The organism is uncultured Algibacter sp. (genome assembly GCF_947487605.1).
Classification (GTDB): domain Bacteria; phylum Bacteroidota; class Bacteroidia; order Flavobacteriales; family Flavobacteriaceae; genus Algibacter_D.
The window spans coordinates 62,750-87,317 of sequence record NZ_CANKXK010000005.1 but is presented as its reverse complement, the minus strand read 5'-3'; the positions used below and the strand labels follow the sequence as shown (position 1 = coordinate 87,317).

Annotated in this window: 17 protein-coding genes and 1 riboswitch; of the genes, 14 read left to right on the top strand and 3 right to left on the bottom strand. The window is 32.9% G+C overall.

The window, feature by feature from the left end; genetic code table 11:
* Positions 1-139: 139 nt before the first annotated feature.
* From dnaK to Q0739_RS07220, 7 genes are all read left to right on the top strand, one after another.
* Positions 140-2,047: a molecular chaperone DnaK gene (gene dnaK, locus Q0739_RS07250; protein ID WP_298238048.1), complete on the top strand. Its 1,908-nt coding sequence runs from the start codon at positions 140-142 to the stop codon at positions 2,045-2,047.
* A gap of 412 nt (positions 2,048-2,459) precedes the next feature.
* Positions 2,460-3,689 carry a class I SAM-dependent rRNA methyltransferase gene (locus tag Q0739_RS07245; RefSeq protein WP_298238047.1) on the top strand — a complete coding sequence of 410 codons (1,230 nt, stop codon included), beginning with the start codon at positions 2,460-2,462 and terminating at the stop codon, positions 3,687-3,689.
* A gap of 65 nt (positions 3,690-3,754) precedes the next feature.
* Positions 3,755-4,702 carry a nitronate monooxygenase gene (locus tag Q0739_RS07240; RefSeq protein ID WP_298238046.1) on the top strand — a complete coding sequence of 316 codons (948 nt, stop codon included), beginning with the start codon at positions 3,755-3,757 and terminating at the stop codon, positions 4,700-4,702.
* 268 nt (positions 4,703-4,970) lie between these two features.
* Positions 4,971-5,100: riboswitch (cobalamin riboswitch) on the top strand.
* A 104-nt stretch (positions 5,101-5,204) separates the two neighbouring features.
* Positions 5,205-5,696 (top strand): PAS domain-containing protein, encoded by a 492-nt coding sequence (locus tag Q0739_RS07235; RefSeq protein ID WP_298238045.1) that lies wholly within the window; start codon positions 5,205-5,207, stop codon positions 5,694-5,696.
* A gap of 263 nt (positions 5,697-5,959) precedes the next feature.
* Positions 5,960-7,723, top strand: coding sequence for a serine hydrolase (locus Q0739_RS07230; RefSeq protein ID WP_298238044.1), 1,764 nt, complete (start codon positions 5,960-5,962; stop codon positions 7,721-7,723).
* Positions 7,724-7,913: 190 nt separating this feature from the next.
* Complete coding sequence (locus Q0739_RS07225; RefSeq protein WP_298238043.1) at positions 7,914-8,858, top strand: hypothetical protein; 945 nt, start codon at positions 7,914-7,916, stop codon at positions 8,856-8,858.
* A gap of 319 nt (positions 8,859-9,177) precedes the next feature.
* Positions 9,178-10,620: a fasciclin domain-containing protein gene (locus Q0739_RS07220; RefSeq protein WP_298238042.1), complete on the top strand. Its 1,443-nt coding sequence runs from the start codon at positions 9,178-9,180 to the stop codon at positions 10,618-10,620.
* Positions 10,621-10,823: 203 nt separating this feature from the next.
* Here Q0739_RS07220 and Q0739_RS07215 read toward each other — a convergent pair whose 3' ends face one another.
* From Q0739_RS07215 to Q0739_RS07205, 3 genes are all read right to left on the bottom strand, one after another.
* Positions 10,824-11,864, bottom strand: coding sequence for a GMP reductase (locus Q0739_RS07215; RefSeq protein ID WP_298238041.1), 1,041 nt, complete (start codon positions 11,862-11,864; stop codon positions 10,824-10,826).
* A 247-nt stretch (positions 11,865-12,111) separates the two neighbouring features.
* On the bottom strand, positions 12,112-12,492 hold the full coding sequence (locus Q0739_RS07210) for a RidA family protein (protein ID WP_298238040.1): 381 nt from the start codon (positions 12,490-12,492) through the stop codon (positions 12,112-12,114).
* Positions 12,493-12,502: 10 nt separating this feature from the next.
* The gene (locus Q0739_RS07205) at positions 12,503-15,133 is read right to left on the bottom strand and encodes a putative LPS assembly protein LptD (RefSeq protein WP_298238039.1); all 2,631 of its coding nucleotides are present in this window, start codon (positions 15,131-15,133) and stop codon (positions 12,503-12,505) included.
* A gap of 277 nt (positions 15,134-15,410) precedes the next feature.
* Here Q0739_RS07205 and Q0739_RS07200 point away from each other — a divergent pair, with 277 nt between their 5' ends.
* From Q0739_RS07200 to Q0739_RS07170, 7 genes are all read left to right on the top strand, one after another.
* The gene (locus Q0739_RS07200; protein ID WP_298238038.1) at positions 15,411-16,541 is read left to right on the top strand and encodes an N-acetylmuramoyl-L-alanine amidase; all 1,131 of its coding nucleotides are present in this window, start codon (positions 15,411-15,413) and stop codon (positions 16,539-16,541) included.
* A gap of 53 nt (positions 16,542-16,594) precedes the next feature.
* The gene (locus Q0739_RS07195) at positions 16,595-17,536 is read left to right on the top strand and encodes an MlaD family protein (protein ID WP_298238037.1); all 942 of its coding nucleotides are present in this window, start codon (positions 16,595-16,597) and stop codon (positions 17,534-17,536) included.
* Between the two features lie 5 nt (positions 17,537-17,541).
* Entirely contained in the window at positions 17,542-18,855 is a 1,314-nt protein-coding gene (locus tag Q0739_RS07190) for a (Fe-S)-binding protein (RefSeq protein ID WP_298238036.1), read from the top strand.
* A gap of 10 nt (positions 18,856-18,865) precedes the next feature.
* Positions 18,866-19,657 carry a (Fe-S)-binding protein gene (locus Q0739_RS07185; protein WP_298238035.1) on the top strand — a complete coding sequence of 264 codons (792 nt, stop codon included), beginning with the start codon at positions 18,866-18,868 and terminating at the stop codon, positions 19,655-19,657.
* 46 nt (positions 19,658-19,703) lie between these two features.
* Complete coding sequence (locus tag Q0739_RS07180; protein ID WP_298238034.1) at positions 19,704-20,189, top strand: ABC transporter ATPase; 486 nt, start codon at positions 19,704-19,706, stop codon at positions 20,187-20,189.
* 94 nt (positions 20,190-20,283) lie between these two features.
* Positions 20,284-21,507 carry a phosphoserine phosphatase SerB gene (gene serB / locus Q0739_RS07175; RefSeq protein ID WP_298238033.1) on the top strand — a complete coding sequence of 408 codons (1,224 nt, stop codon included), beginning with the start codon at positions 20,284-20,286 and terminating at the stop codon, positions 21,505-21,507.
* A 139-nt stretch (positions 21,508-21,646) separates the two neighbouring features.
* A complete protein-coding gene (locus Q0739_RS07170) occupies positions 21,647-24,565 on the top strand; it encodes a glycoside hydrolase family 3 N-terminal domain-containing protein (protein WP_298238032.1) in 2,919 nt (972 codons plus the stop codon).
* Positions 24,566-24,568 lie beyond the last annotated feature (3 nt).

Below are 24,568 nucleotides of genomic sequence, written 5' to 3'. Positions count from 1 at the left end.
AGACTGTAAATTGAATGAAATCTGACACTGTGTCATATATTTTGAGTTGGCATAAAGATTGACTTATACTTTCCGAAATTAAAAATGAACACAACGTTTCCGTGAAGGCGGAAATTTATAACACAATAAAAAAAATATTATGAGTAAAATTATTGGAATCGATTTAGGAACAACCAACTCTTGCGTTTCTGTGATGGAAGGTAACGAGCCTGTTGTAATCCCGAACGCGGAAGGTAAACGTACTACGCCATCGGTGATTGCATTTGTAGAAGGAGGAGAGATTAAAGTTGGTGATCCGGCTAAAAGACAAGCGGTAACAAACCCTACTAAAACGGTTTATTCTATTAAACGTTTTATGGGTAATAAATATTCTGAGTCTAAAAAAGAGGCAGAACGTGTACCATATAAAGTGGTAAAAGGTGATAATGACACACCTAGAGTTGATATTGAAGGACGTTTATATACGCCTCAAGAATTATCGGCTATGATTCTTCAAAAAATGAAGAAAACTGCTGAGGATTATTTAGGTACGGATGTAAGTAGAGCGGTAATTACTGTGCCTGCTTATTTTAATGATAGCCAACGTCAAGCAACTAAAGAAGCTGGTGAGATTGCTGGTTTAAAAGTAGAGCGTATTATTAATGAGCCAACTGCTGCTGCCTTAGCTTACGGTATGGACAAAAAAGGGACAGACCAGAAAATAGTGGTTTTTGACTTTGGTGGTGGAACACATGATGTTTCTATTCTTGAATTGGGTGATGGTGTATTTGAAGTGCTTTCTACTGATGGTGATACACACTTAGGTGGTGATGATGTTGATGAAAAAATCATTAACTGGTTAGCAGATGAGTTTAAGGCTGAAGAGTCTATGGATTTAAGAGAAGATCCTATGTCTTTACAACGTTTAAAAGAAGCTGCTGAAAAGGCTAAGATTGAGTTATCATCTTCTGCACAAACAGAAATTAACTTACCTTATATTACGGCTACTGCTAGCGGACCAAAACACTTGGTACGTACTTTAACACGTTCTAAATTTGAGCAATTAATTGACGATTTAGTAAAACGTACTATCGAGCCATGTGAGTCTGCATTAAAAGCAGCTGGTTTAAGTAAGAGTGATATTGATGAAGTGATTTTAGTAGGTGGTTCTACACGTATTCCTGCGGTACAGGCAGCGGTTGAGAAATTCTTTGGAAAAACACCAAGTAAAGGCGTTAATCCTGATGAAGTGGTATCTCTAGGTGCTGGTATTCAAGGTGGTGTATTAACAGGTGATGTTAAAGATGTACTACTTTTAGATGTAACACCATTATCTCTTGGTATTGAAACTATGGGTAATGTATTTACAAAGCTTATTGATGCGAATACTACGATTCCTACTAAGAAATCGCAAGTATTCTCTACAGCGGCAGATAATCAACCTTCAGTTGAGATTCATGTTTTACAAGGTGAGCGTGCTATGGCTGCTGATAATAAAACAATTGGACGTTTTCATTTAGATGGTATTCCACCAGCAAGACGTGGTACACCGCAAATTGAAGTAACATTTGATATTGATGCCAACGGTATTATTAAAGTATCGGCAGAAGATAAAGCAACAGGTAAGAAACAAGATATTAGAATAGAGGCGTCTTCTGGATTGACTGAAGAAGAAATTCAAAAGATGAAAGCTGATGCTGAAGCAAATGCAGAAGCAGATAAAGCTGCAGCTGAACAGGCTCAGAAATTAAATGAAGCAGATTCTATGATTTTCCAAACGGAAAAACAATTAGAAGAGTTTGGTGATAAATTATCTGATGATAAGAAAAAACCAATCGAGGAAGCTTTAGAAGAGTTGAAGAAAGCTTATGAGTCTAAAGACTTAGCAGTTATTACACCAGCTTTAGATAAAATAAACGAAGCTTGGAAAGTAGCAAGTGAAGAAATGTACAAAGCACAGGCTGAAGCTCAAGGTGGTGCGCAACCAGGACCAGATGCTGGTGCAGGTGAGCAAGCACAAGCTGAAGGTAGTGATGTTGAAGATGTTGACTTTGAGGAAGTAAAATAAGTAGCGAACCAATTTTGTAGAACAAAATTTTGTGAGTCACTTATCCTGAGCGTAGTCGAAGGATCTTTAATAAAAGCTTGAAGTTGTAAGACTGGAGTTAGAAGTTTAAAAAAACGCAATCAGAAATGGTTGCGTTTTTTGTTATTTAAAACCGAAAATGTTTAATATTTACTTGAAGTTCCGACAGCGTCGGAATCAACGATTTTTAGAAATAATGAGCTATATATTTTGTCGAATATTATAATTGAGTATTGAATTTGATTCTCTGAAAAGAATTAATACTATAAATGTATTAGCGAATGGTGCTTTAGCAATTTCCTATTAAATCGTTTTGAATTTTTGGTTCGTTTTGTTTCAAGACAAAATGAACAGATAAAACCGTTTCTTTGTAAAAAAAATAACATCTAACTTAATGTCCTTTTCTCCAAAAATCAAATCAAACTACAAACCAAAGCGTTTAGCCATAAAACTCAATGCTAAAGGGGAGCAATTTGTTTTAAAAGGTCATCCATGGGTGTTTTCAAATAATATCACTAAGATTAATAACGACGCTAAATCTGGTGATTTAGCCATCATTTTTAGTAAAAATAAAAATAGAGTGATTGGTTTGGGCTTGTACGATGCTAAATCCCCAATTCGAATTAAAATGCTTCATAGTAGTCATGATAAAGCAGAAATTAATGCAGCGTTTTTTCAAAATAAAATAGAAGTAGCATTTAATAAAAGACAACCTTTATTAAAAACAAATACAAATAGTTACCGATTATTATTTGGCGAGAACGATGGATTCCCTGGATTGATAGCTGATGTGTATGCATCTGTTTTAGTCGTAAAGATTTATTCTGAAATATGGTTACCTTATTTAGAATCTATTATTCCAAGTTTGCAACAAACTTCAGGGGTTGAAACTGTAGTTATTCGATTAAGTAGAAGTTTAGAAACTTCAAAAGCACATCAACTAAAAAATGGCGAAGTGGTTTTTGGAACGCTTGAAAATGAAGTTGTACAATTTGTTGAACATGGGGTTAACTTTTCAGCAAATGTTATTAAAGGTCATAAAACAGGTTATTTTTTAGATCATCGTGCCAACAGAAAACAAGTAGGCGAGTGGAGTAAAGGGAAAACAGTATTGGATGTGTTCTCTTATGCTGGTGGATTTTCAGTTCATGCATTAGCAAATGGCGCAAAAGAAGTGACGAGTTTAGATATTAGTAAACAAGCTCTAGAAATAGCCTTAGAAAACGGGAAGTTGAATAGATACTCTGGAAGGCACAAAACCATTTCGGGTGATGCTTTCGTTGAATTAAAAAACCTTATTAAAAGCAAAATGACGTTTGATGTGGTTGTGATAGATCCTCCAAGTTTTGCAAAACAAGCTTCAGAAATTGATTTAGCCAAAAAGAAATATGCTCAATTGGCTGATTTAGGGGAACAACTTACTGCTAAAAACGGTTTGTTAGTTTTAGCGTCCTGCTCGTCAAGAGTTTTGTCTGAAGAATTTTTAGAGATTAATAATCAGACATTGGCTTCGTCAAATAGACACTTTAAAGTTGTCTTAAAAACACAGCATGATACAGATCATCCTATTTCTTTTCCAGAGGGAGCATATCTTAAATGTGGTTATTACCGATTTTTAGATTAATCAATAACATGTAATTTATTATGCATGCATAATATTTATTATATTTGTTTAAATCAATTATAATTATGGAAACTGCACTAACAAAACTATTAGGAATTAAGTACCCAATAATTCAAGCTCCTATGTTTTTAGTTTCAAATGTTTCTATGGTTAAAGAAGCTATGCATGGGGGTATCGCAGGTTGTATTCCAGCCTTGAATTACAGAACTTTAGATGAACTTCGTGTAGCATTGCGAGAATTAAATGCGGCAAAACCAAAAGGCGGGTCTTTTGGGTTTAATCTAATTGTGAATAAATCGAACGTAAAATATAAAGGTCAATTAGAGATAATCTGTGAGGAAGGTTGTGATTTTATTATTACTTCATTAGGAAGTCCAGAAGAAACCATAAGGCAAGCACATAAGGTTGGCATTAAAGTATTCTGTGATGTTACCGATTTAAAATTCGCCAAAAAAGTAGAAGGTTTAAATGCCGATGCCATAATAGCAGTAAACAATGAAGCTGGTGGGCATAGAGGTAACCTCTCTCCAGAGGAGCTAACTAAACTGTTGAGTTCCAATTGCAACATTCCAGTAATTTCTGCAGGAGGTGTTGGTTGTAAAGCCGATATTGATGAAATGCTTAGTTATGGAGCAGAAGGTGTTTCAGTAGGAAGCCCTTTTATAGCCTCTTTAGAAGCTAATGTAACCCAAGAGTATAAACAAGCCTGTGTGGATTATGGCGCAAAAGATATAGTAATGACAGAACGTATCTCTGGTACGCCATGTACCGTTATAAATACACCATACGTTCAAAAAATTGGAACGAAACAAACTTGGCTAGAATCTATTTTAAACAAAAATAAAAAGCTCAAAAAATGGGTGAAAATGATTCGATTTTCAATAGGCATGAACGCTACAAAAAATGCAGCAACCAAAGTAACCTATAAAACGGTTTGGGTTGCAGGCCCAAGTATAGAGCATACCAATGAGATACTCCCCGTAAAAGAAATTATTAGAAAATTAGTTCAGTGATTTTCTCGCAACTTTGAAGGATGAAAATCCAACCTATAACTTGTATTCATGTTACGGTTTAAGAATCATTTATACATTATGCCAAGGTCTTTATGCGTTCTAAATTATGGGAAACTTCTGCTCAAATAGACAAAGATATGTTTCCAACCATAGGATAGATGCTAAAAGAGCAATTAAGTACTTTTGAAACTCCAGATATTAGGATAAGCCATGGAGAAACGCTATGTAAAAGATTTATAGTATTGCTATAAAAGTTATTAAGTTATATCTTTGAACTTATTATAAAGGTTTAGCTTTTCGCTAACTAAAAAGGAATTGTGTTAAAATCACAAGCTGTCGCGCAACTGTAAGTAATGCAAATTACAAGCCAGATACTTGCCTTTACATATTAACCATGTGCTTTCGCGATTTGAAGCTAGGTCAAGATATATTTTCATAATATATTGGTGTATACTATAAACACCAAATTGGCTTCATTTACACTGCACTTTAAAATGAAGTTATGAAAATTAAGCACGCGCCTTTAAAATGTTGGGACATCTACGGAATGTATTTAGTAAACCAAGCAAAGCATTTCAATAAGCAAATAGAAATTAACATTTTAAATACTTACAAAAAGAAATATGGATGGGTTTTTAATATTGAAGAACTAATAACCGATTCCGATTTTGAAGCTGCCATATTAACTAATAACCAAAAACAAATAGAATGGGTTAATAAGGGCTTTAGTAAAATGACAGGGTATCCAGCTAATTATGCTAAAGGGAAACATCCCAGCTTTTTACAAGGAATGAATACATCACAATCCTCTGTAGAAACCATAAGAGAAAATCTAAAAAAAGGAGTTCCTTTCAATGCATCAATTATCAATTATAAAAAGAATGGTGATGCCTATAATTGTAATTTAGATATTTATCCATTAAAAGATAGAAACAATAAGCTTCTTCATTTATTGGCATTAGAAAGAAAAATTAGAATGCACAACGGGTTATAAGTTATAAAATATATATAATAGCTTGCCAACTATTTAATCTATATTCATCTGCTATTTCATTTAAATATTAGGTTGAGCTAATTGAAACCAAAAAACATAGATAAAAGACTTTTTGGTTTTGCTGTACATTGTGCTTTCAATTATAAGATAAGGTCATTTCATCAATGCTCAAGCTAATAAAGTTATTTTTTTATGTAACTTAATGTGCTAGTTTATCGTCATACATTAGATATCTAAACTATTAATCAATCAAAAATTATCTTATGAAATCAATTTCAAGTTTTATTCCTTCAATAAAAGGTATGATTATGCTATCGTTGTTATTAGTATGCAGCGTCGCTTTTTCGCAAACCAAAGCAGACAAAATAGACGAACTTATTAGTAAATATACCGAGTATGGTAAGTTTAATGGTTCTGTTCTTGTAGCAAATCAAGGAGAAGTTATTTACAAAAAAGGCTTCGGAATGGCGAATATGGAATGGGACATTCCTAACGCACCAAATACCAAACACCGCTTAGGCTCTATAACAAAACAATTTACAGCAATGCTTATTTTACAGTTAGCAGAAGCAGGTAAAATAGATTTACAAGCACCAATTACCAAATACCTTCCAAATTATCCAAAAGAAAGTGGCGATAAAATAACAACACACCATTTATTAACACATACATCTGGAATCCCTAATTACACATCGTTCCCAAAGTTTATGCAAGATGAAAGCATCAAGCCATACACTCCAGATGAATTTATAAAAAAATTCCAAGACAAAGATTTAGATTTTGCTCCAGGCGAAAGATTCAGTTATAGTAATTCAGGTTATTTTCTTTTAGGGGTTATTGCTGAAAAACTTTCTGGAAAAACTTACCAAGAATTACTTCATGAGAAAATATTCAAACCTATAAACATGGACAATACAGGTTACGATAACCATGGCGATATTTTAAAAAACAGAGCAACAGGCTACGAAAAAAACGGAAAGAATTATAGAAATTCAAAATATTTAGATATGTCTATTCCTTACGCGGCAGGCTCGATGTATTCCACTACCGAAGATTTATATTTATGGGATCAAGCATTATATACCAATAAATTACTTTCACAAGAATACATGGAAATGTATTTTAAACCCTATGTTCCAGCTTTTGGAAATAGTTATTATGCTTATGGTTGGGGCGTTGGATATTCAAAACTAGGAAAATCTAACGATAGTATATACACCATTGGTCATGGTGGTGGTATAAACGGATTCAATACCAATATATCACGTACGCCAAAAGATAAATCGTTGGTGGTACTGCTAAATAATACAGGTGGAGCACCGCTAAATCAAATAACGCAATCTATAAGAGGCATATTACATAACAAGGCGTACGATTTTCCTAAAAAATCTGTAGCTAATGAATTTTTAGATGTTATAAAAGATAAAGGCATCAATGCTGGAATTGCATATTATAATACTATTAAAAACTCTGATGGCTACGATTTGAATGAAGGCGAAATGAATGCTATGGGTTACGAACTCATGGGAATGGATAAAACATTTGAAGCTTCTCAGGTTTTTAAACTTATTATTGATGCCTTCCCAAAATCATCGAATGCCTACGATAGTTATGGCGAAGCTTTAATGAATTTAGGCAAAAACGATGAAGCCATTACCAATTACAGAAAATCGGTAGAGTTAAACCCAAACAACCAAAACGGAATCGATTATTTAAAAAAATTAGGGGACGATGTTAGCGACTTAGTAAAGGAGGTTGTTGTAGCAGACAACATTTTAGAAACCTATACAGGTAAATATCAACTTATGCCAGGTTTTATACTCACAGTTACCAAAGAAGGTAACCAGTTAAAAACCCAAGCAACAGGACAACCAGTTTTTGATATTTTCCCTAAAAGCGAAAATGAGTTTTTTTTAAAAGTAGTGCAAGCCCAACTAACCTTTAATAAAAATGATTCTGGAGTAGTTGACAGTGTTACTCTTTTTCAAGGAGGCCGCGAAATAAAAGGCAAACGTTTAATAGAATAGGCAATTAGTAAGCATAATAACACAACACCTTCATAATTAATGGAGGTGTTTTTTGTTTATAATTGTTTATAACTTTGTAGCTAAATAAATGACTTTTTGGTAAGAAAATTCTAGCTTTGTTTGTCTGCTGATAAAAGCCACTAAAATGGGCGTATATTATTAAAGTTGTTCGTATTTGATAGAAACCTAGATGGAAAAGAAAACTAAAAATAGATCAACAGGAAAACTTATTTTAAAAGGGTGTTTATTTTCATTTTTGGGTTTCATTGCTTTAATGTTTCTAATAGCACTAATTTCGGTAATATTTTTCCAAGACGAGGCGAATGAGAATTTCACTAAAGCTAAAACTGAATTTGAATTACAGAATTACGACAAGGCTCTTAGTCTAGTTACTGAAAGCATTAAAATTGATAGCTTAAAGAAAAACCCTGACTATTTCATTTTAAAAGGTAAAATTGAAAAAAGTAAAGGAGACACAATTCAGTTTAAAAATGATTTTAAAATAGCTCTAAATTTGATTAAAAATGATACAATTAAGTATAATAAAATTATTAAACTTTACGAATGGAATCTTTCACGAAAAGACACGGTTTACTCTAAAGAATTACTAAAAGAAAGTTTAAGTTTATTTACGACTATAGACAGTACTAACTTTACAAATTCACATTTAAATGCACACAATAATTATCTCAAATTAAGAGATACAATCGCTAGTATTGAAAGTTATAAAAGACTTTGTGATAGCATTCCAAATCCTTTGATATTTAATGAAATTGGAATTTATTATTCAAATAAGCAAAACACAAGAAAAGCAATTGAATATTACAAAAAGGCAATTGAATTAGACACTATAAATGGTATTTACTATAATAATTTAGGAGTTTCATACGAGAATCTTAAAAATAAAAAACAAGCAATTAAATATTACAGGTTTGGAGTACAATACGAAAACCGAGACGCCTGTAATAATTTAAGAAATATAACAGCGAAGACACGATATAGAAAAATAGCCAGATGTTGGGATGGAACAATGACATATTCATTAGGAAAGGGAGCTTGCTCTCATCACGGAGGAATAAGACGATATGAAAATGAACCTTATAAAGAATATACAATGGATTGGAACTGTAAATAAAAATATACTACAATTCCTATTAATTGCTAGATATAGGTTATTTAGGAAAATCCGCTAGGATTTTCTTCTCGGTTTTGTATGTGTTAGATTTATTTAATTGACTCAGTTAACCACAAACAACACTAATTGGCGGAATTATTTTAAACGAAATAAAGCTTTCCACTCAACACTTAAGTTTTATTTAATATAAAATTTATCGTTCAAAACTCCCATTGAACGATTTTTTTACACACTTCATCTTTTTGTTTAAATAAAATAGAAAAAGATTAAACAAAATGGTTATGTTTGATAAAAATTAATAAACGTTAAACAAAATAAGATGAAAACACAGTTATTTAAAACCAGACGCCCAAATCTTTTTAAGTTACCTATTCTAGTTTTCGCACTTGCATTATTTACATTTTCTTGTAGCAATGAAGACGCAGAAGTAATTCAAATTGAGGCAGAAGGACCATCGATTATAGAAGTATTAGCTTCTTATAATCAAGCTGGTGCGGTGTCTAAGGGTTCTAATAGCAAATCATCAGACTATGAGCCAACATTTGAAATTTTAAGTGTGGCACTTGCCAAAAATAAATTAACAAGTACGGTGTCTAGAAATAGATGGACCGTTTTTGCTCCAACAGATAAAGCTTTTGAAGCGATAGGTTTAAACAAAAAAAATGTAGCCAACTTTCCAGGTATTATAGAAATTCTAACATATCATGTTATTGGAGCGCAAGTTTACAGTAGCGATTTAGCACTAGGTACTCAAGCAGTAGGCACTATTCAAGGTACCGATGTTATTGTAACTGCTGGTGAAGATGGTAGTGTTCTTGTAAATAACTCAAATGTTGTTATTGCCGATTTGAGAGCAAGAAACGGTGTTATTCATGCCATAGACAGTGTGTTATCTATTCCCTCGCTTAACTTAGTAGAGTTAGCATCTAGTTTTACAGATAGTCCAAATTTTTCAATCTTAATAGCAGCAGCTATTAGAGCAAATTTAGCAGGTGCTCTATTAGATGTTTCTCCTGAAACGGTTTTCGCTCCAACAAATATGGCGTTTAAAACATTTTTAGCTGCAGGAAGCGATGAGGAAGCAATAAACACTATTAATAGTCTAGCTCCAGAAGCAGTAGCAAGTATTTTAACCTATCACTTAATAGATGGCTATGTTTTTAGTAATCAATTAAGTAATGGTTATGTACCAACTTTAAATGGTGCGGCCGTAAATGTAAGCCTTGATATGGGACCAATGATTAACGATGCTAATGTAGTTGTTGCAAATGTTCAAGCAACCAATGGTGTAATACATGTTATAGATAAAGTATTGTCGCCACCAACAATGAACTTGGTAGATTTAGCTAGTAGCTTTGCTCCAGAATTTTCAGTATTGCTAGCGGCTGCAACTAAAGCAGGATTAGCTGGGGTGTTAATGGGAGATGGCACTTACGAGCAGTTAACTGTATTTGCTCCTACAAATCAAGCATTCTTAAATCTGTTAGATTCTTTAGATGGATATAGTTCTTTAGATGATTTTGATACAGAAGAAGACATTGCACTTTTAACTAGTATTTTATTATACCATGTTGCTGAAGGACGCATATATTCTAGTGATTTATCAAATGAACCAGTTGGAACACTTGGTGGTTCATTCGACTTATCTGGATTATCAATTACAACATCAAGTATGGGAACAGCTAATTTAGTTCCTAGTCTATTAGACATACAAGCAACAAACGGTGTAATACACGTCGTAGATGCCGTTTTAGTACCATAAATTATACATGATTAATAGTAAAATGAAAAAGAAAAATATTTGAATTAGTTAGTTTAATTTGGTTAGTTAAAAGGGGTATGACATTCTACAAAAAGTCATATCCCTTTTTTCGTTTTTAGAACATCTGTGGTAAATGGTTAATCAAGAATCTACCAATTCTATTAATATTATGTTATTCTTTCAAAGGTAGGAATAACAAGCAATTATTTCGAGTAAATTGTGTTCTCTTGTTCGGCAACGCGAATAAATGTAGTTCGTTTAGTAAGTTCTTTTAATCTCGCAGCACCAACGTAGGTGCACGTACTTCTTAATCCACCTAAAATATCTTGGATGGTAGATTCCACTTCACCTTTATAAGGGACTTCAACCGTTTTCCCTTCGCTTGCTCTATATTCGGCAACACCACCAACATGTTTTTCCATGGCGGTAGCAGAACTCATTCCGTAAAATTTCCGGTATGGTAATCCGTTATGTTCAATTATCTCGCCACCACTTTCGTCGTGTCCAGAAAGCATGCCTCCAAGCATCACAAAATCGGCTCCGGCACCAAAAGCTTTAGCGATATCTCCTGGTGAAGAACAGCCACCATCGCTTATAATTTGTCCGCCAAGACCATGAGCAGCATCAGAACATTCTATAATAGCAGAAAGTTGCGGATAACCAACCCCTGTTTTAACTCTTGTAGTACAAACAGACCCAGGACCAATACCTACTTTTACAATATCTGCTCCAGATAATAAAAGTTCTTCAACCATTTCTCCTGTAACCACATTACCAGCTATAATAACTTTGTCTGGATAGGTGTCGCGTGTACGTTTAACAAACTCAGCAAAATATTCAGAATAGCCATTAGCCACATCTATACATATAAATTTTAAATCTGGATTTAGTTGAAAAATATCTTTTAGCTTTTTTGAATCGTCTTTACCAATTCCTGTGCTAACAGCTATATAATCTAAAATATCATTTGATTGTGTAGATAAAAATGTACTCCAATCTTCTAGGGAATAATGCTTATGAATAGCTGTAAACAAGCCTTTTTTAGATAGTGCTTTAGCCATATTGAAAGTACCAACGGTATCCATGTTTGCTGCCATAATTGGAATGCCTTTCCAAGTGATTGAGCTATGTAAAAATTTGAATTCTCGAACCAAATTTACCTGCGATCTACTTTTTAATGTGGAACGTTTAGGGCGTATCATTACATCTTTAAAACCTAATTTAATATCATATTCTATGCGCATCTTTCAAGTACTTAAATTATTGTCCTATAAAATTAGCCTTTTTAGTTATAAAAAAAGAAAATAAGTGGTTGAAAATAATAAAAATAGTGGTGTGTTTGTCAGTTCGAGTGTCACGCTTAAGCGTGATGTATCGAGAATAGTTTTAAACAAAAACTAGTATGCTATTCCATATGAAGTATGAGTAGGAATCTCATCTCTTTTGAGATTTCTCGTCGCTCGTTCCTCACACTGTCGAAATGACAATTAATTAAGCTATTGCAATCACACTAATTTCAACATTTACATCTTTTGGTAAACGTGCTACTTGAACTGTTTCTCTTGCGGGTGCATTTGCATCATCAAAATAACTTCCGTAAACCTCATTAATTAGGGTGAAATTATCCATATCACTTATAAAAATAGAGGATTTAATAACATGCTTAAATGTCATGTTAGCAGCTTCTAAAACTGCTTTTAAGTTGAGCATGACTTGTTTTGTTTCAGTTTTAATATCATCTAGAATTAAATTTCCAGTTTCAGGATTAATAGCTATTTGACCAGAAGTATAAAGGGTATTATTAACTAAAATTGCTTGGTTATAAGGACCAATAGGTGCAGGAGCTTTTGTAGTATGGATAATTTTTTTCATGATAGAAATATTAAAGTCGTTGGTCTGGTTGTCTTCGTTTTTCGTATTTCAAATCCTTTAAAATACTTGATTTTATTCCTATAAAGAAATTCCAAGAACTTCTTGTGCTAAATGGAACCCAACTAAAACTCATACGCCAACTCAATAAATCGCGTTCAAACCTAAGTTGTGTATAGGTAAAGCCATTATCTTTTAAATCATAACCAGATGATGCACCTACAGACCATTTTGGAGATAATTCTACATCTCCAGAAAACATAAGCGAATGGGATGAAATTTCGCTTTGTCGTCGAGAATTATTGTAATTAACAGCATAGGCTAGTCTTAAGCTCCAAGGAACCTTATAATTATATAATTCACTAGGCGTTTCATCTTCTTTATCTTCATCCTCACCATTAATTTGCTCATTAGCAAAATCCAAATTTTTAGGAAGTACATCTTCAGGACGATTATTTCTTTGTGAACCACCCTCTTTATCTTTACTGCCCTTGCTTGACAAGGAATAACTCATAGTTAAATTAGCGCTTGTTAGCCTAAAAAGACTTCCGCCATTATCTATGTTGAATTTATCTATGCGATTATTATTGTTATCTAAGGCATATGGGTCAAGAGTTGCACCAAAATTCACACTCATTTTGTTATCAAAAAATTGTGTGCCTCCAGTCATTCTAACTGGGCTCCATTGTAATGAATCACCCGCAAAATTATAAGACGTAGAAAAGTTTAAGTTATTAAGTAACGTAATTTTTTTTGGTTCTGTTGCTGTACTGTCTTTGTCTCGTACTTTGGCTTCTAGGTTATTTGAAAGGGCAATACCCATAGAACTCGAGAAATTATTACCAGGTCTCCCAAAAATACTTTGTTCAAATCGTGTAAATTCAACTTCACTTTCTGTTTCACCATCGGCATTTACAACTTCAACCGTATCGTAGTATTTATCGAAAGCCGGATTTATATTATAACTAATAGAAGGCCGCATAATATGCCTTATGGCCTTTATTTTTTTATCTTGACCTTCTTTTTCAAAAGTGTACATACCATAAACAGTAGTACCTAAACTGGTGCTAAAATTATAAGTTCTATATGCATCAAAACCGTTAATGGTATCGGTAACAATTTCTTGTTTTTCTTGGTCGTAAGTTTTATCTATGGTTTTAAAAGTCCATACTTCGTTGTAATTGGTACTTGCACTCAAGCTAAAATGTTTAAATATTTTGAAGTTGGTGCTAATAGGAATAGTATGTTGAAAACCTGCTTTAGCGTCATCAAACATTTCTTTCTTGAAAAAGAGAGAATCTGAAGTTTGTATTCTATTTTCTCCTCTTAAATTGTATTGCAAATTAATATTTTGAATGATTCCTTTATTACTACCAGATTTAGAGGCAAAAGGAAAAATTCTACCCACACTTCCTTGAAAGGTTGGTAAGGTCATATTTATTTGCTCAGATTGTGTATTCTGAGAATGAGTTGCAGTTACACTAAAGTTTACTTGAGGCTCTCCTTGAAAAGTCTTCGAATAAGATACTGAAGAAGCCAAAGTATTATTCAAGAAATTACCAGTATTAATTTGATTTAATGACGATCTATAATACGTACTACTACCCAAATTAACCGATGCAGAAAAACGCGAATTTGGACTCGCCTTACTATCTTGACTATGGGACCAACGTAAATTATAAATGGTATTTTTTGCATAATCTGGAAAACCACGTTCGCTGGTAATTAAGTTTTCGTATCTAAACGACAGATTCCCCTTAAATTTATAACGTACAGCATAGGTGTTTTCTGTTCTAACCCCATAACTTCCATTCGTATAATAATCGCCAAATACGGCTAAATCAAAGTAATCACTTATGGCGAAATAGTAACCACCATTTTGCAGAAAATAACCACGATCATTTTGCTCTCCAAAACTTGGGATAATAATCCCTGATGTTTTCTTTTCACTCTGCGGAAAAAAGCCAAAAGGCAATCCTATTGGTGTTGGTACATCATAAATAAATAAGTTAGCCAAACCTGTTACTATTTTTTTTCCAGGTACAATTTTTGCCTTTCTAAGTTTTATATAATACTCAGGATCTTCCAAATCTTTTGCAGTGGTATATTTGGCATTTTTAATGAAATAAACCGAGTCATTTTCACGCTTAGTAATACTAGCAATTACAGTACCTTCTCCTTGTTCGCTAATAGAATTATAAATAAGTGCCTTTTCGGTTTCGGTATTAAATAATATAGAATCGGGTTCAACAATATTACCTGCTTGATTAAATACAGGCGGTTGTGTATAGCCAGTAGAATCTTTAATACCTTTTGCATACACTTCATTCTTACTATAATCAATTGTTATGCTACCTGCTTTTATATTCATGTCGCCATAATTTATTTCGGCTTCATTGTATAAGTATAATTTTTGTTGTTTTTTGTTGAAGGATGTATAATCTTTGGCTTTATACTTAACAATATATTCTAAAAGGCTTTTCTTTGGTTTAATAGAATCACTTATAGTTGAATCTTGTTTTCTTTCGGTAACTTCTTTTATATCAAGAATACTATCTGTAGATATTATTAAACTATCCTCTTTAACCACATTAGGTTTTATAGCATCTGGCCTTTTTGGGATATCTTGGGTGAAGCCAAACATGTTAATAAACACGGTAAAACTTAAGGCAAAAAGTATTTTAAACTTGTTTGTGTGCAACGCTTTTAATGTATTTTTGTAAAAGTATGGCTCGGTTTTTGAAAAGCCAAAATTACATATATTTTCCTAGGATTAATTTATTTTAATTAAAAATTTAAAATTAAACCTATAGACAACTTGATTGGGTAATAAACTAAGTTTTTTAGTCGTTATTATGCCAGAATAAAAATTATTTGACAGATAACAAAAAGATTAAACGAATTAAAATAACATTTACCATATGAAAACGAGTACTAGTTTACTTTTCGTATTCTTTATAATAGTATTAACGTTTTGTACAGCGCAAAATGGAAATGCGCAAACTAATTCTGATAGTTTTGTTATCATGATAGACCCTGGTCATGGTGGTAGGGATTCAGGAACACCAGGGACAGGTAGATACAAGACTACCGAGAAGGATATTGCCTTGGATGTTTCATTGGCATTGGGAAAAATGCTAAAACAGAACTTGTCTAATATAGAAATTGTTTATACTCGAAGTAAAGATGTTTTTCCAACATTAAATGGAAGAGCGAAAGTTGCAAACGATAAAGATGTAGATTTATTTATATCAATCCATTGTAATGCACAGCCAGGTAAGAAAGGAACAGCTTATGGATCTGAGACGTATGTTCTTGGAACAACTAAGAACAAACAGAATCTTGAAGTTGCTAAACGAGAGAACTCTGTAATTTTTTTAGAGGATGATTATAAATCAACATATAAAAATTTTAATCCTAATTCACCAGAATCTCTTATAGGGCTTACGTTAGCACAGGAAGATTATTTGGATCAGAGTATTCGGTTTGCCAGTTATATAGAAAAAGAGTTTCAAGTAACAGCAAAGAGACGAAGCAGAGGGGTTAAACAAAATATATTTTATGTTTTAGCCTATACCTATATGCCGAGTGTTTTAGTTGAACTTGGTTTTCTTACGCACAAGAAAGAAGAAGATTTTTTAAATTCTAAGAAGGGTAAGGATGTGATGACCAAATCTTTATTTAAGGCGACTGTAAAATATTTAGAAAGCTTAAATTTAGGTTTTAGTCATTTAGATATTGATAATACTCCAAGAGAAAGCACTCAAGTTATTGCAAAAAAAGAAGATTCAGTAAAATTCAAAATTCAAATTGCAGCAAGTTCTAAAGCCTTAGATTTAAAACCGTATAATTTCAAAGGCTTAGGTGAGATATCGAGGCTTAAAGAAGGTAGTTTGTATAAATATTTTTACGGAGAAACTTCTAGCTATGATGAAACGAAAGTTTTAGAAGAAAAGGCTAAAAAGAAAGGATATTCAAGCAGTTTTATTGTGGCATTTAAGAATGGAAAGAAAATACCTTTAACAGAGGCTTTAAAAACAACTGCGAATTAAATTCATTCTTTTTAAATTTATCTTAAATTTGTCTATCTAAAAGATATTTTATTTTGAAGTTATCAAAAGAAGTTAAAACCTCCATTCTTGTAATTACAGGAATTATCCTTTTCATTTTCGGATTCAATTATTTAAAAGGACAAAATTTATTAGATTCATCTCGTACTTTCTACACTAGCTATGATAATGTAGAAGGGTTGACAATTTCGTCACCTGTTACTATTAGTGGAAACAAAGTTGGTAAAGTAATCGATATTAGTTTTAAGAATGATGGTTCAGGAAAATTATCAGTTAAACTTCTTGTCGATAATGATTTTCAGTTTTCAAAGAATAGTAAAGCCGAATTATACGAAGCTGGACTTATTGGAGGAAAAGCTATTGCAATTATTCCAGCATTAGATAAAGCAGAAAATGCAACTAGCGGTTCAACTCTAGAAGGTTCTGTAAAAGCAGGATTAACCGAGCTTGTAAACCAGAGGCTAACACCATTGCAAGAAAAAATTGAAAAGATGATGGTGGGTGCAGATTCTCTTCTTGTTAATTTAAATGATGTTTTTGATGAACAAACAAAGTCGAATCTAAAATCAAGTATTTCAGGTTTAAATGAAACAATACAATCTTTTAAAAGCACTTCAACTTCCTTAAATCAAGTAATTAAAGGAAATCAAGCGAATATTGATAGTGTATTAACCAATGCCAATGCGCTTACTTCAAATTTGTCTAAAATCACAAATTCAATTTCTAAAAGTAACCTAGATAAAACAATTAATAACCTAGAATCATCACTTCAAAATTTCGATAAAATTCTGAAAAACTTAGAGAAAGGTGAGGGCTCAATGGGTAAGTTACTTAAAGATGATGCCTTGTACACTAATTTAAAAGGTGTATCTAAAGAAATGGAAGAACTGCTACGCGATATTAAATTACATCCAAAACGCTATTTTAGAATTCTTTCTAAAAAAGAGATTCCATATAGCGAAGAAGAATCTAACTAGTGTTTATGGGATATTTACCTAATATACTTTTTGCAATAGTTCTAATTTTTGGAGTTGGATATTTTGCAAGGAACGTAAAAAAACTTATTCGAAACATTAAGTTAGGACAAGATGTCGATGTTAGCGATAACAAACCGCAGCGTTGGAAAAACATGGCAATGATTGCGCTGGGTCAAAGTAAAATGGTGCGTCGTCCTGTTGCAGGGGTTTTACACGTTATTGTTTATGTGGGCTTTATAATAATTAATATTGAAGTTTTAGAAATTATTATTGATGGCCTTTTTGGAACACACAGAATCGGTTTAAAAGTATTACCAGTATCCTTATATGGTTTTTTAATTGGTGCCTTTGAAATTCTTGCATGTTTAGTATTCATATCGGTAACTATTTTTTGGATTAGAAGAAATATTATAAAACTGGCACGTTTCTGGAAAAGCGAAATGACCAGTTGGCCAAAGAATGATGGTAACTTCATTTTATATTTTGAAATGGTGCTAATGACACTATTTCTGGTTATGAATGCTACAGATGTTCATTTTCAAGCCATGAATTCTGGAAATATTGTCAGTCAATATTTAGTAGCGCTTTTTAATGGGGTTTCGGAAACAAGTCTGTATGTAATTGAAAGAAGTGCATGGTGGTTGCACATTATAGGTATTTTAATATTTTTAAATTATTTATATTTCTCTAAGCATTTGCACATACTGCTGGCGTTTCCAAACACCTATTATGGAAGTTTAAAACCTAAGGGGCAATTTAATAATCTTGAAGCTGTAACCAACGAGGTTAAAATGATGATGGATCCAAACGTTGATCCATTCGCTGCACCAGCAGAAGGTGTAGAAGAAGAGGTTCCAGCTAAATTTGGAGCAAGTGATGTGCAAGATTTAAATTGGGTACAATTACTTAATTCCTATACCTGCACAGAATGCGGACGTTGTACCAGTGAGTGTCCAGCTAATCAAACAGGGAAAAAATTATCGCCACGAAAAATAATGATGGACACCAGAGACCGTTTGGAAGAAGTAGGAAAGAATATTGATGCGAATAAAGGTGTATTTAAAGAAGACGGAAAACAATTATTAGACAATTATATTTCAAGAGAAGAACTGTGGGCTTGTACATCTTGTAATGCATGTGTTGAGGCATGCCCAGTAAGTATTGACCCATTATCAATCATTTTAGAAATGCGTCGTTATTTAGTTATGGAACAATCCGCTGCTCCATCAGAATTAAATAACATGATGACCAATATTGAAAATAATGGTGCACCATGGCCTTATAACCAAATGGACAGATTAAATTGGAAAAACGAATAAACTCGATATAATGAGCGAATTACTGAAAGTGCCAACCATGGCAGAATTTATGGCTCAAGGCAAACAACCAGAAGTTTTATTTTGGGTTGGATGTGCAGGTAGTTTTGATGATAGAGCAAAAAAGATAACCAAGGCTTTTGTTAAATTATTAAACAAAGCACAGGTAGAATTTGCTGTTTTGGGTACAGAAGAAAGCTGTACAGGTGATCCTGCAAAACGATCGGGTAATGAATTTTTATTCCAAATGCAGGCAGTTACTAATATTGAAGTACTTAATGCTTATGAAGTAAAAAAAATAGTTACTGCTTGTCCGCATTGTTTTAACACTATAAAAAACGAATATCCAGGACTTGGAGGTAATTATGAAGTGATGCATCACACCCAATTTTTAAAAACGCTACTTGATGAAGGGCGTTTATCAATTGAAGGAGGTCAATTTAAAGGCAAACGCATTACTTTTCACGACCCTTGTTATTTAGGACGCGCAAATAACGTTTATGAAGCTCCAAGAGAGTTAATTCAGAAATTAGAAGCTGAATTAGTTGAAATGAAAAATTGCCGACGTAATGGCTTATGCTGTGGTGCTGGTGGTGCTCAAATGTTTAAAGAGCCTGAAAAGGGAGATAAGGACGTTAATGTAGAACGTACAGAACAAGCTTTAAATGTAAAGCCTGAAATAATCGCTGCTGGTTGCCCATTTTGTAATACCATGATGACAGATGGTGTTAAAGCTAAAGAAAAAGAAAGTGATGTTGCTGTTATGGACATTGCAGAGCTTATTGCTAATGCTCAAGATTTATAAAATTCAGCAATTAAAAATCGTTACTCGTAATTCGTAAATCAAAATCATGTTAGTAGATTTCAATACATTACCCGATGAATCCCGCGTTTGGATATATCAAGCCAATCGCTCATTTTCTGAACAAGAACTTGAAGAAATTAAATCGAAACTAAATATATTTATTGAAAATTGGACCGCTCATGGAAGCGATTTGCAATCAGGATATTCAATTGAATATAAGCGATTTATAATTATTGGGTTGAATCAAAATCTGAACAATGCAACAGGTTGTTCTATTGATGCATCCGTTCATTTTATTCAGCAATTAGAAAAAGAATACAATGTAGATTTAATGGATAAAATGAATGTGTCTTATAAACAAGGAGACTATATTGCGTATAAATCGCTTACAGATTTCAGAAAAATGGCAAAAGATAAAGCCATTTCTAAAAAAACCATTGTCTTTAACAATTTAGTGAATAATATTGCTGAATTTAAAGAAAACTGGGAAGTACCAGCAAGCGAAAGTTGGCACAGTAGATTCGTTAAATAGGGAACTTGTAATTTTAAAAGTATCCTCAAAAAAAATTTTCATATCTCAAATAGAATAATGATTTTTACACCTTGCAAAAAGTAAAAGTGCAATTATGGCGAACGATATTTTCCTATTAAATATATCTGGACAGGATAAACCAGGATTAACTTCAAATTTAACAGGTGTTTTAGCCGAATATGGAGCAAAAGTTTTGGATATTGGACAAGCGAATATACATGACACTTTATCTTTGGGTATATTGTTTGAAATCCCTAAGGGTAAGAAATCTGCAGCCGTATTAAAAGATTTGCTTTTTAAATCTTATGAATTAGGTATCAAAGCTAAGTTTACACCTATTTCGCTTGAAGACTATGAAGATTGGGTTGGACTTCAAGGGAAAGATCGCTATATAATAACTATTTTAGGAGAGAAGCTAGCTGCTGAGCAGATATCTGAGGTTACTAAAGTAATTTCAGATAGAAATATGAATATTGATTCTATTAAAAGACTTACAGGACGTTTGTCGCTTGTTAAAGAGGAGGAATATCCTAGAGCTTCTATACAATTATCTATAAGAGGTAAAATTAAAAATAAAGCTGAGTTTACTGAAAAATTTATGCAAATTTCACATGATTTAGATGTTGATATTGCATTTCAAGAAGATAATATTTTTAGAAGAAACAGACGCTTAGTTTGTTTTGATATGGACTCGACACTCATACAAACAGAGGTTATTGATGAATTGGCTGAATTAGCTGGTGTTGGTGACGAGGTAAAAGCAATTACTGAGTCGGCAATGCAAGGAGAAATAGATTTTAATGAAAGTTTTAAAAGACGAATGAAACTCCTTAAAGGGCTTAGTGAAGATGTATTGCATAATGTAGCAATTAATCTACCTATAACAAAAGGAGCTAGACGACTTATTGATACTTTAAAAAGTTACGGATTTAAAACAGCCATACTATCTGGTGGTTTTACTTATTTTGGACACTATTTACAAAAAGAGCTAGGTATGGATTATGTGTACGCCAATCAATTAGAAATTAAAGACGGTGTATTAACAGGAGGTTACATTGGTGAGATTGTTGATGGTAATAAAAAAGCAGAGTATCTTCAAGAAATTGCAAAAAAGGAAGGTATAGATATAAGCCAAACTATAGCAGTTGGCGATGGAGCTAATGATCTTCCAATGCTTAATTTAGCAGGTTTAGGCATTGCTTTTCATGCAAAACCAACAGTAAAAGATAATGCACAAAGTTCTATATCAAGTATCGGGCTTGATGGGGTATTATATTTATTAGGTTATCATGACAGACATATCGATTTACTTGAATAGTCTTTATTAGTATCAAAATATTGTTTATAAGCTTCTTTATAAAACTATCTTAAAGTCTTTCTATCTTCTTTTGAAAAGTATTATTTTGGCATGATTATTAGTGTTACAGGAGTATACTAATACATAATGAATTTATTTTATGCGCCCATTTTTTTTATTAAGTTTCGTTTTTACGACATTCCTTTCTGTTTTTAGTCAAAGTAATTCTAATCCGCTTTTAACAAGCGATAAAGAATCGCAGCATAAATGGGTCGATAGTGTCTATGCATCAATGACAATGAAAGAAAGAGTAGGACAGCTCTATATGGTTCAAGTTATGTCTAATCAAGATGTGAAATCTAAAAACGCATTAATTAAATTAATTCGAGAACACCATATAGGAGGGATTATTTATTCAAACGGTGGCCCTGTGCGTCAAGCGACATTAAATAATGAAGTACAGCATCTCTCCAAAATACCATTGCTTATTGGAATGGATGCCGAATGGGGTTTAAACATGCGTTTAGACTCAACCTATGCCTTCCCTTGGAATATGACCTTAGGAGCTATAAAAGACAATAAACTTGTTGAGAGAACTGGAAAACATATTGGTGAACATTGTAAAAGATTAGGAGTTCATTTCAATTTTGCTCCTGTAGTAGATATTAATACAAATCCGAAGAATCCAATTATAGGTAATCGATCCTTTGGAGAAGATAGAGATAATGTTACTGAAAAAGCTTCGGCATTCATGAAAGGTATGCAAAGCGCTGGCGTATTAGCTAACGCTAAACATTTCCCTGGACATGGAGATACCGAACAAGACTCGCATCATACATTACCAACAATAAATTTTAATAAAAAGCGTATCGATTCTATAGAGCTTTATCCTTATAAACAATTGATTAAAGAAGGACTTTCTAGTGTTATGGTGGCGCATTTAAATGTTCCTAGTTTAGAGTCAAGAGATGGCTATCCTTCATCTTTATCAAAGCATATAGTTACAGATATTTTAAAAGAAAAACTTGGGTTTCAAGGGCTTATATTTACTGATGCCTTGACAATGAAAGGTGCTGCAGATTTTAGTGAAACTGGAGAAATAGATTTGGCTGCTTTTAAGGCAGGAAATGATGTTATGCTAATGTCTGTAGATGTAGGTGTTGGCGTTTCAAAAATAATGAATGCTATTGAAAAAGGAGATATAAAGGCCTCTCGCTTAGAGCATTCAGTTAAAAAAATTCTTCAAGCAAAGTACAAGGTGGGGCTAAACAATTACGCACCTATAGGACTTTATAATTTAGTAGAAGATTTAAACAGACATCAAGATGATTTACTTTATGAAAATCTCATTGAAAATGCCATTACCATTGTAAAAAACAAAAATGAACTAGTACCATTCCGTCAATTAGAAACAAAATCTATAGCCTATGTAAAACTTGGTAACGATAGTGGTTCGGTATTTTTTAATGAGCTAAAAAAGTATGCCAAAGTACATCAAATAAATTCTAGCAACTTCATTGAATTGACTAAGAAACTGCAACCGTATAATACAGTTGTAATTGGTTTGCATCGTTCAAATGAAAGCCCTTGGGAAGGTTATAAATTCACTAAAGAAGAATTGACTTGGATTGATAAAATAGCCGAAACACACAAAGTTGTTTTGGATATTTTCGTTAAGCCTTATGCCTTAATAGATTTAGAAAATTTAGTAAATATTGAAAGTGTAATTGTTAGTTATCAAAATAGTGAGATTGCTCAGAAAAAATCTGCGCAACTTATATTTGGAGCTATTCCATCTAAAGGTAAATTACCTGTTTCCGCAGGGCAATTTTTCAATATTGGCGATGGTATTGAAAACAATGCCATAAACCGTTTAAGTTATGGGTTACCAGAACAAGTTGGTATGAGTTCGAAAAAATTAAAGCGAATAGACTCTATTGCAAATGTTGCTGTAAAAAGAAAAATGACACCTGGAATCCAGTTATTGGTGGCTAGAAAGGGAAAAGTTATTTATAATAAAAATTTTGGCAAACACACCTACAAAGGAAAAGAGAAAGTTGCGAGCGACGACATTTATGATGTGGCATCTTTAACAAAAATATTAGCAACATTGCCGCTTTTAATGGAATTAGAAGAACAAGGAATTGTGTCATTAAACAGTAAATTATCCGAATTATTGCCTGAATACAAAGGCTCAAATAAAGAGAATATTACTGTAAAACAAATGCTTTCGCATTATGCGAGATTGCGACCATGGGAGCCTTTTTATTATAGAACGTTAGATTCAATTACAAAGAAACCTAGTAGTGATTATTATAGAAATGAGCGAAGTAATAGATTCAATATTGAAGTTACTAAAAACTTATTCTTAAGGTCAGATTATCAAGATTCTATTCAAGAAATCATTAAAGAGTCCGAGCTTCTTGATAGACTTAGATATAGATATAGTGATTTCCCATATTACATATTAAAGAAATTTATAGAGCATCATTACGACAGAACGTTAGAAGAATTAGTACAGAACCATTTTTATGAGTCGTTAGGCGCAAATAATACCATGTACAATCCATACCATAAAATAAGTAGTAAAAAAATAATACCAACTGAAGTTGACGATTATTATAGACACCAAGAGGTACATGGTTATGTGCATGATATGGGGGCAGCTATGCAAGATGGAATAGGTGGACATGCTGGAGTATTTAGTAATGCAAATGATGTAGCAAAAATTATGCAGATGTTTTTGCAAAAAGGGTTTTATGGAGGGAAACGTTATTTTAAAACGGAAACCATGAATAAATTTAATACCTGTTATTATTGTGAAAAAGACAATAGGAGAGGTGTTGGTTTCGATAAACCCCAGCTAGGTGATACTGGTCCCACTTGTGGTTGTATTTCTATGACAAGTTTTGGACATTCTGGATTTACTGGAACCTATGCTTGGGCAGACCCCGAAGAAGAAATTGTTTATGTATTTCTAGCCAATAGAACATATCCAAAGGCTGGAAAGAACTTGCTTTTAAGAGAAAATATTAGAACCGAAATACAACGCTTAATTTACGAAGCGATAGAAGAATAAAGT

What these genes read in the sequence shown, in the direction of transcription:
- dnaK (WP_298238048.1), top strand. Translation starts at nt 140, where the DNA reads ATGAGTAAAATTATTGGAATCGATTTAGGAACAACCAACTCTTGCGTT.
- Q0739_RS07245 (WP_298238047.1), top strand. Translation starts at nt 2,460, where the DNA reads ATGTCCTTTTCTCCAAAAATCAAATCAAACTACAAACCAAAGCGTTTA.
- Q0739_RS07240 (WP_298238046.1), top strand. Translation starts at nt 3,755, where the DNA reads ATGGAAACTGCACTAACAAAACTATTAGGAATTAAGTACCCAATAATT.
- Q0739_RS07235 (WP_298238045.1), top strand. Translation starts at nt 5,205, where the DNA reads ATGAAAATTAAGCACGCGCCTTTAAAATGTTGGGACATCTACGGAATG.
- Q0739_RS07230 (WP_298238044.1), top strand. Translation starts at nt 5,960, where the DNA reads ATGAAATCAATTTCAAGTTTTATTCCTTCAATAAAAGGTATGATTATG.
- Q0739_RS07225 (WP_298238043.1), top strand. Translation starts at nt 7,914, where the DNA reads ATGGAAAAGAAAACTAAAAATAGATCAACAGGAAAACTTATTTTAAAA.
- Q0739_RS07220 (WP_298238042.1), top strand. Translation starts at nt 9,178, where the DNA reads ATGAAAACACAGTTATTTAAAACCAGACGCCCAAATCTTTTTAAGTTA.
- Q0739_RS07215 (WP_298238041.1), bottom strand. Translation starts at nt 11,864, where the DNA reads ATGCGCATAGAATATGATATTAAATTAGGTTTTAAAGATGTAATGATA.
- Q0739_RS07210 (WP_298238040.1), bottom strand. Translation starts at nt 12,492, where the DNA reads ATGAAAAAAATTATCCATACTACAAAAGCTCCTGCACCTATTGGTCCT.
- Q0739_RS07205 (WP_298238039.1), bottom strand. Translation starts at nt 15,133, where the DNA reads ATGTTTGGCTTCACCCAAGATATCCCAAAAAGGCCAGATGCTATAAAA.
- Q0739_RS07200 (WP_298238038.1), top strand. Translation starts at nt 15,411, where the DNA reads ATGAAAACGAGTACTAGTTTACTTTTCGTATTCTTTATAATAGTATTA.
- Q0739_RS07190 (WP_298238036.1), top strand. Translation starts at nt 17,542, where the DNA reads ATGGGATATTTACCTAATATACTTTTTGCAATAGTTCTAATTTTTGGA.
- Q0739_RS07185 (WP_298238035.1), top strand. Translation starts at nt 18,866, where the DNA reads ATGAGCGAATTACTGAAAGTGCCAACCATGGCAGAATTTATGGCTCAA.
- Q0739_RS07180 (WP_298238034.1), top strand. Translation starts at nt 19,704, where the DNA reads ATGTTAGTAGATTTCAATACATTACCCGATGAATCCCGCGTTTGGATA.
- serB (WP_298238033.1), top strand. Translation starts at nt 20,284, where the DNA reads ATGGCGAACGATATTTTCCTATTAAATATATCTGGACAGGATAAACCA.
- Q0739_RS07170 (WP_298238032.1), top strand. Translation starts at nt 21,647, where the DNA reads ATGCGCCCATTTTTTTTATTAAGTTTCGTTTTTACGACATTCCTTTCT.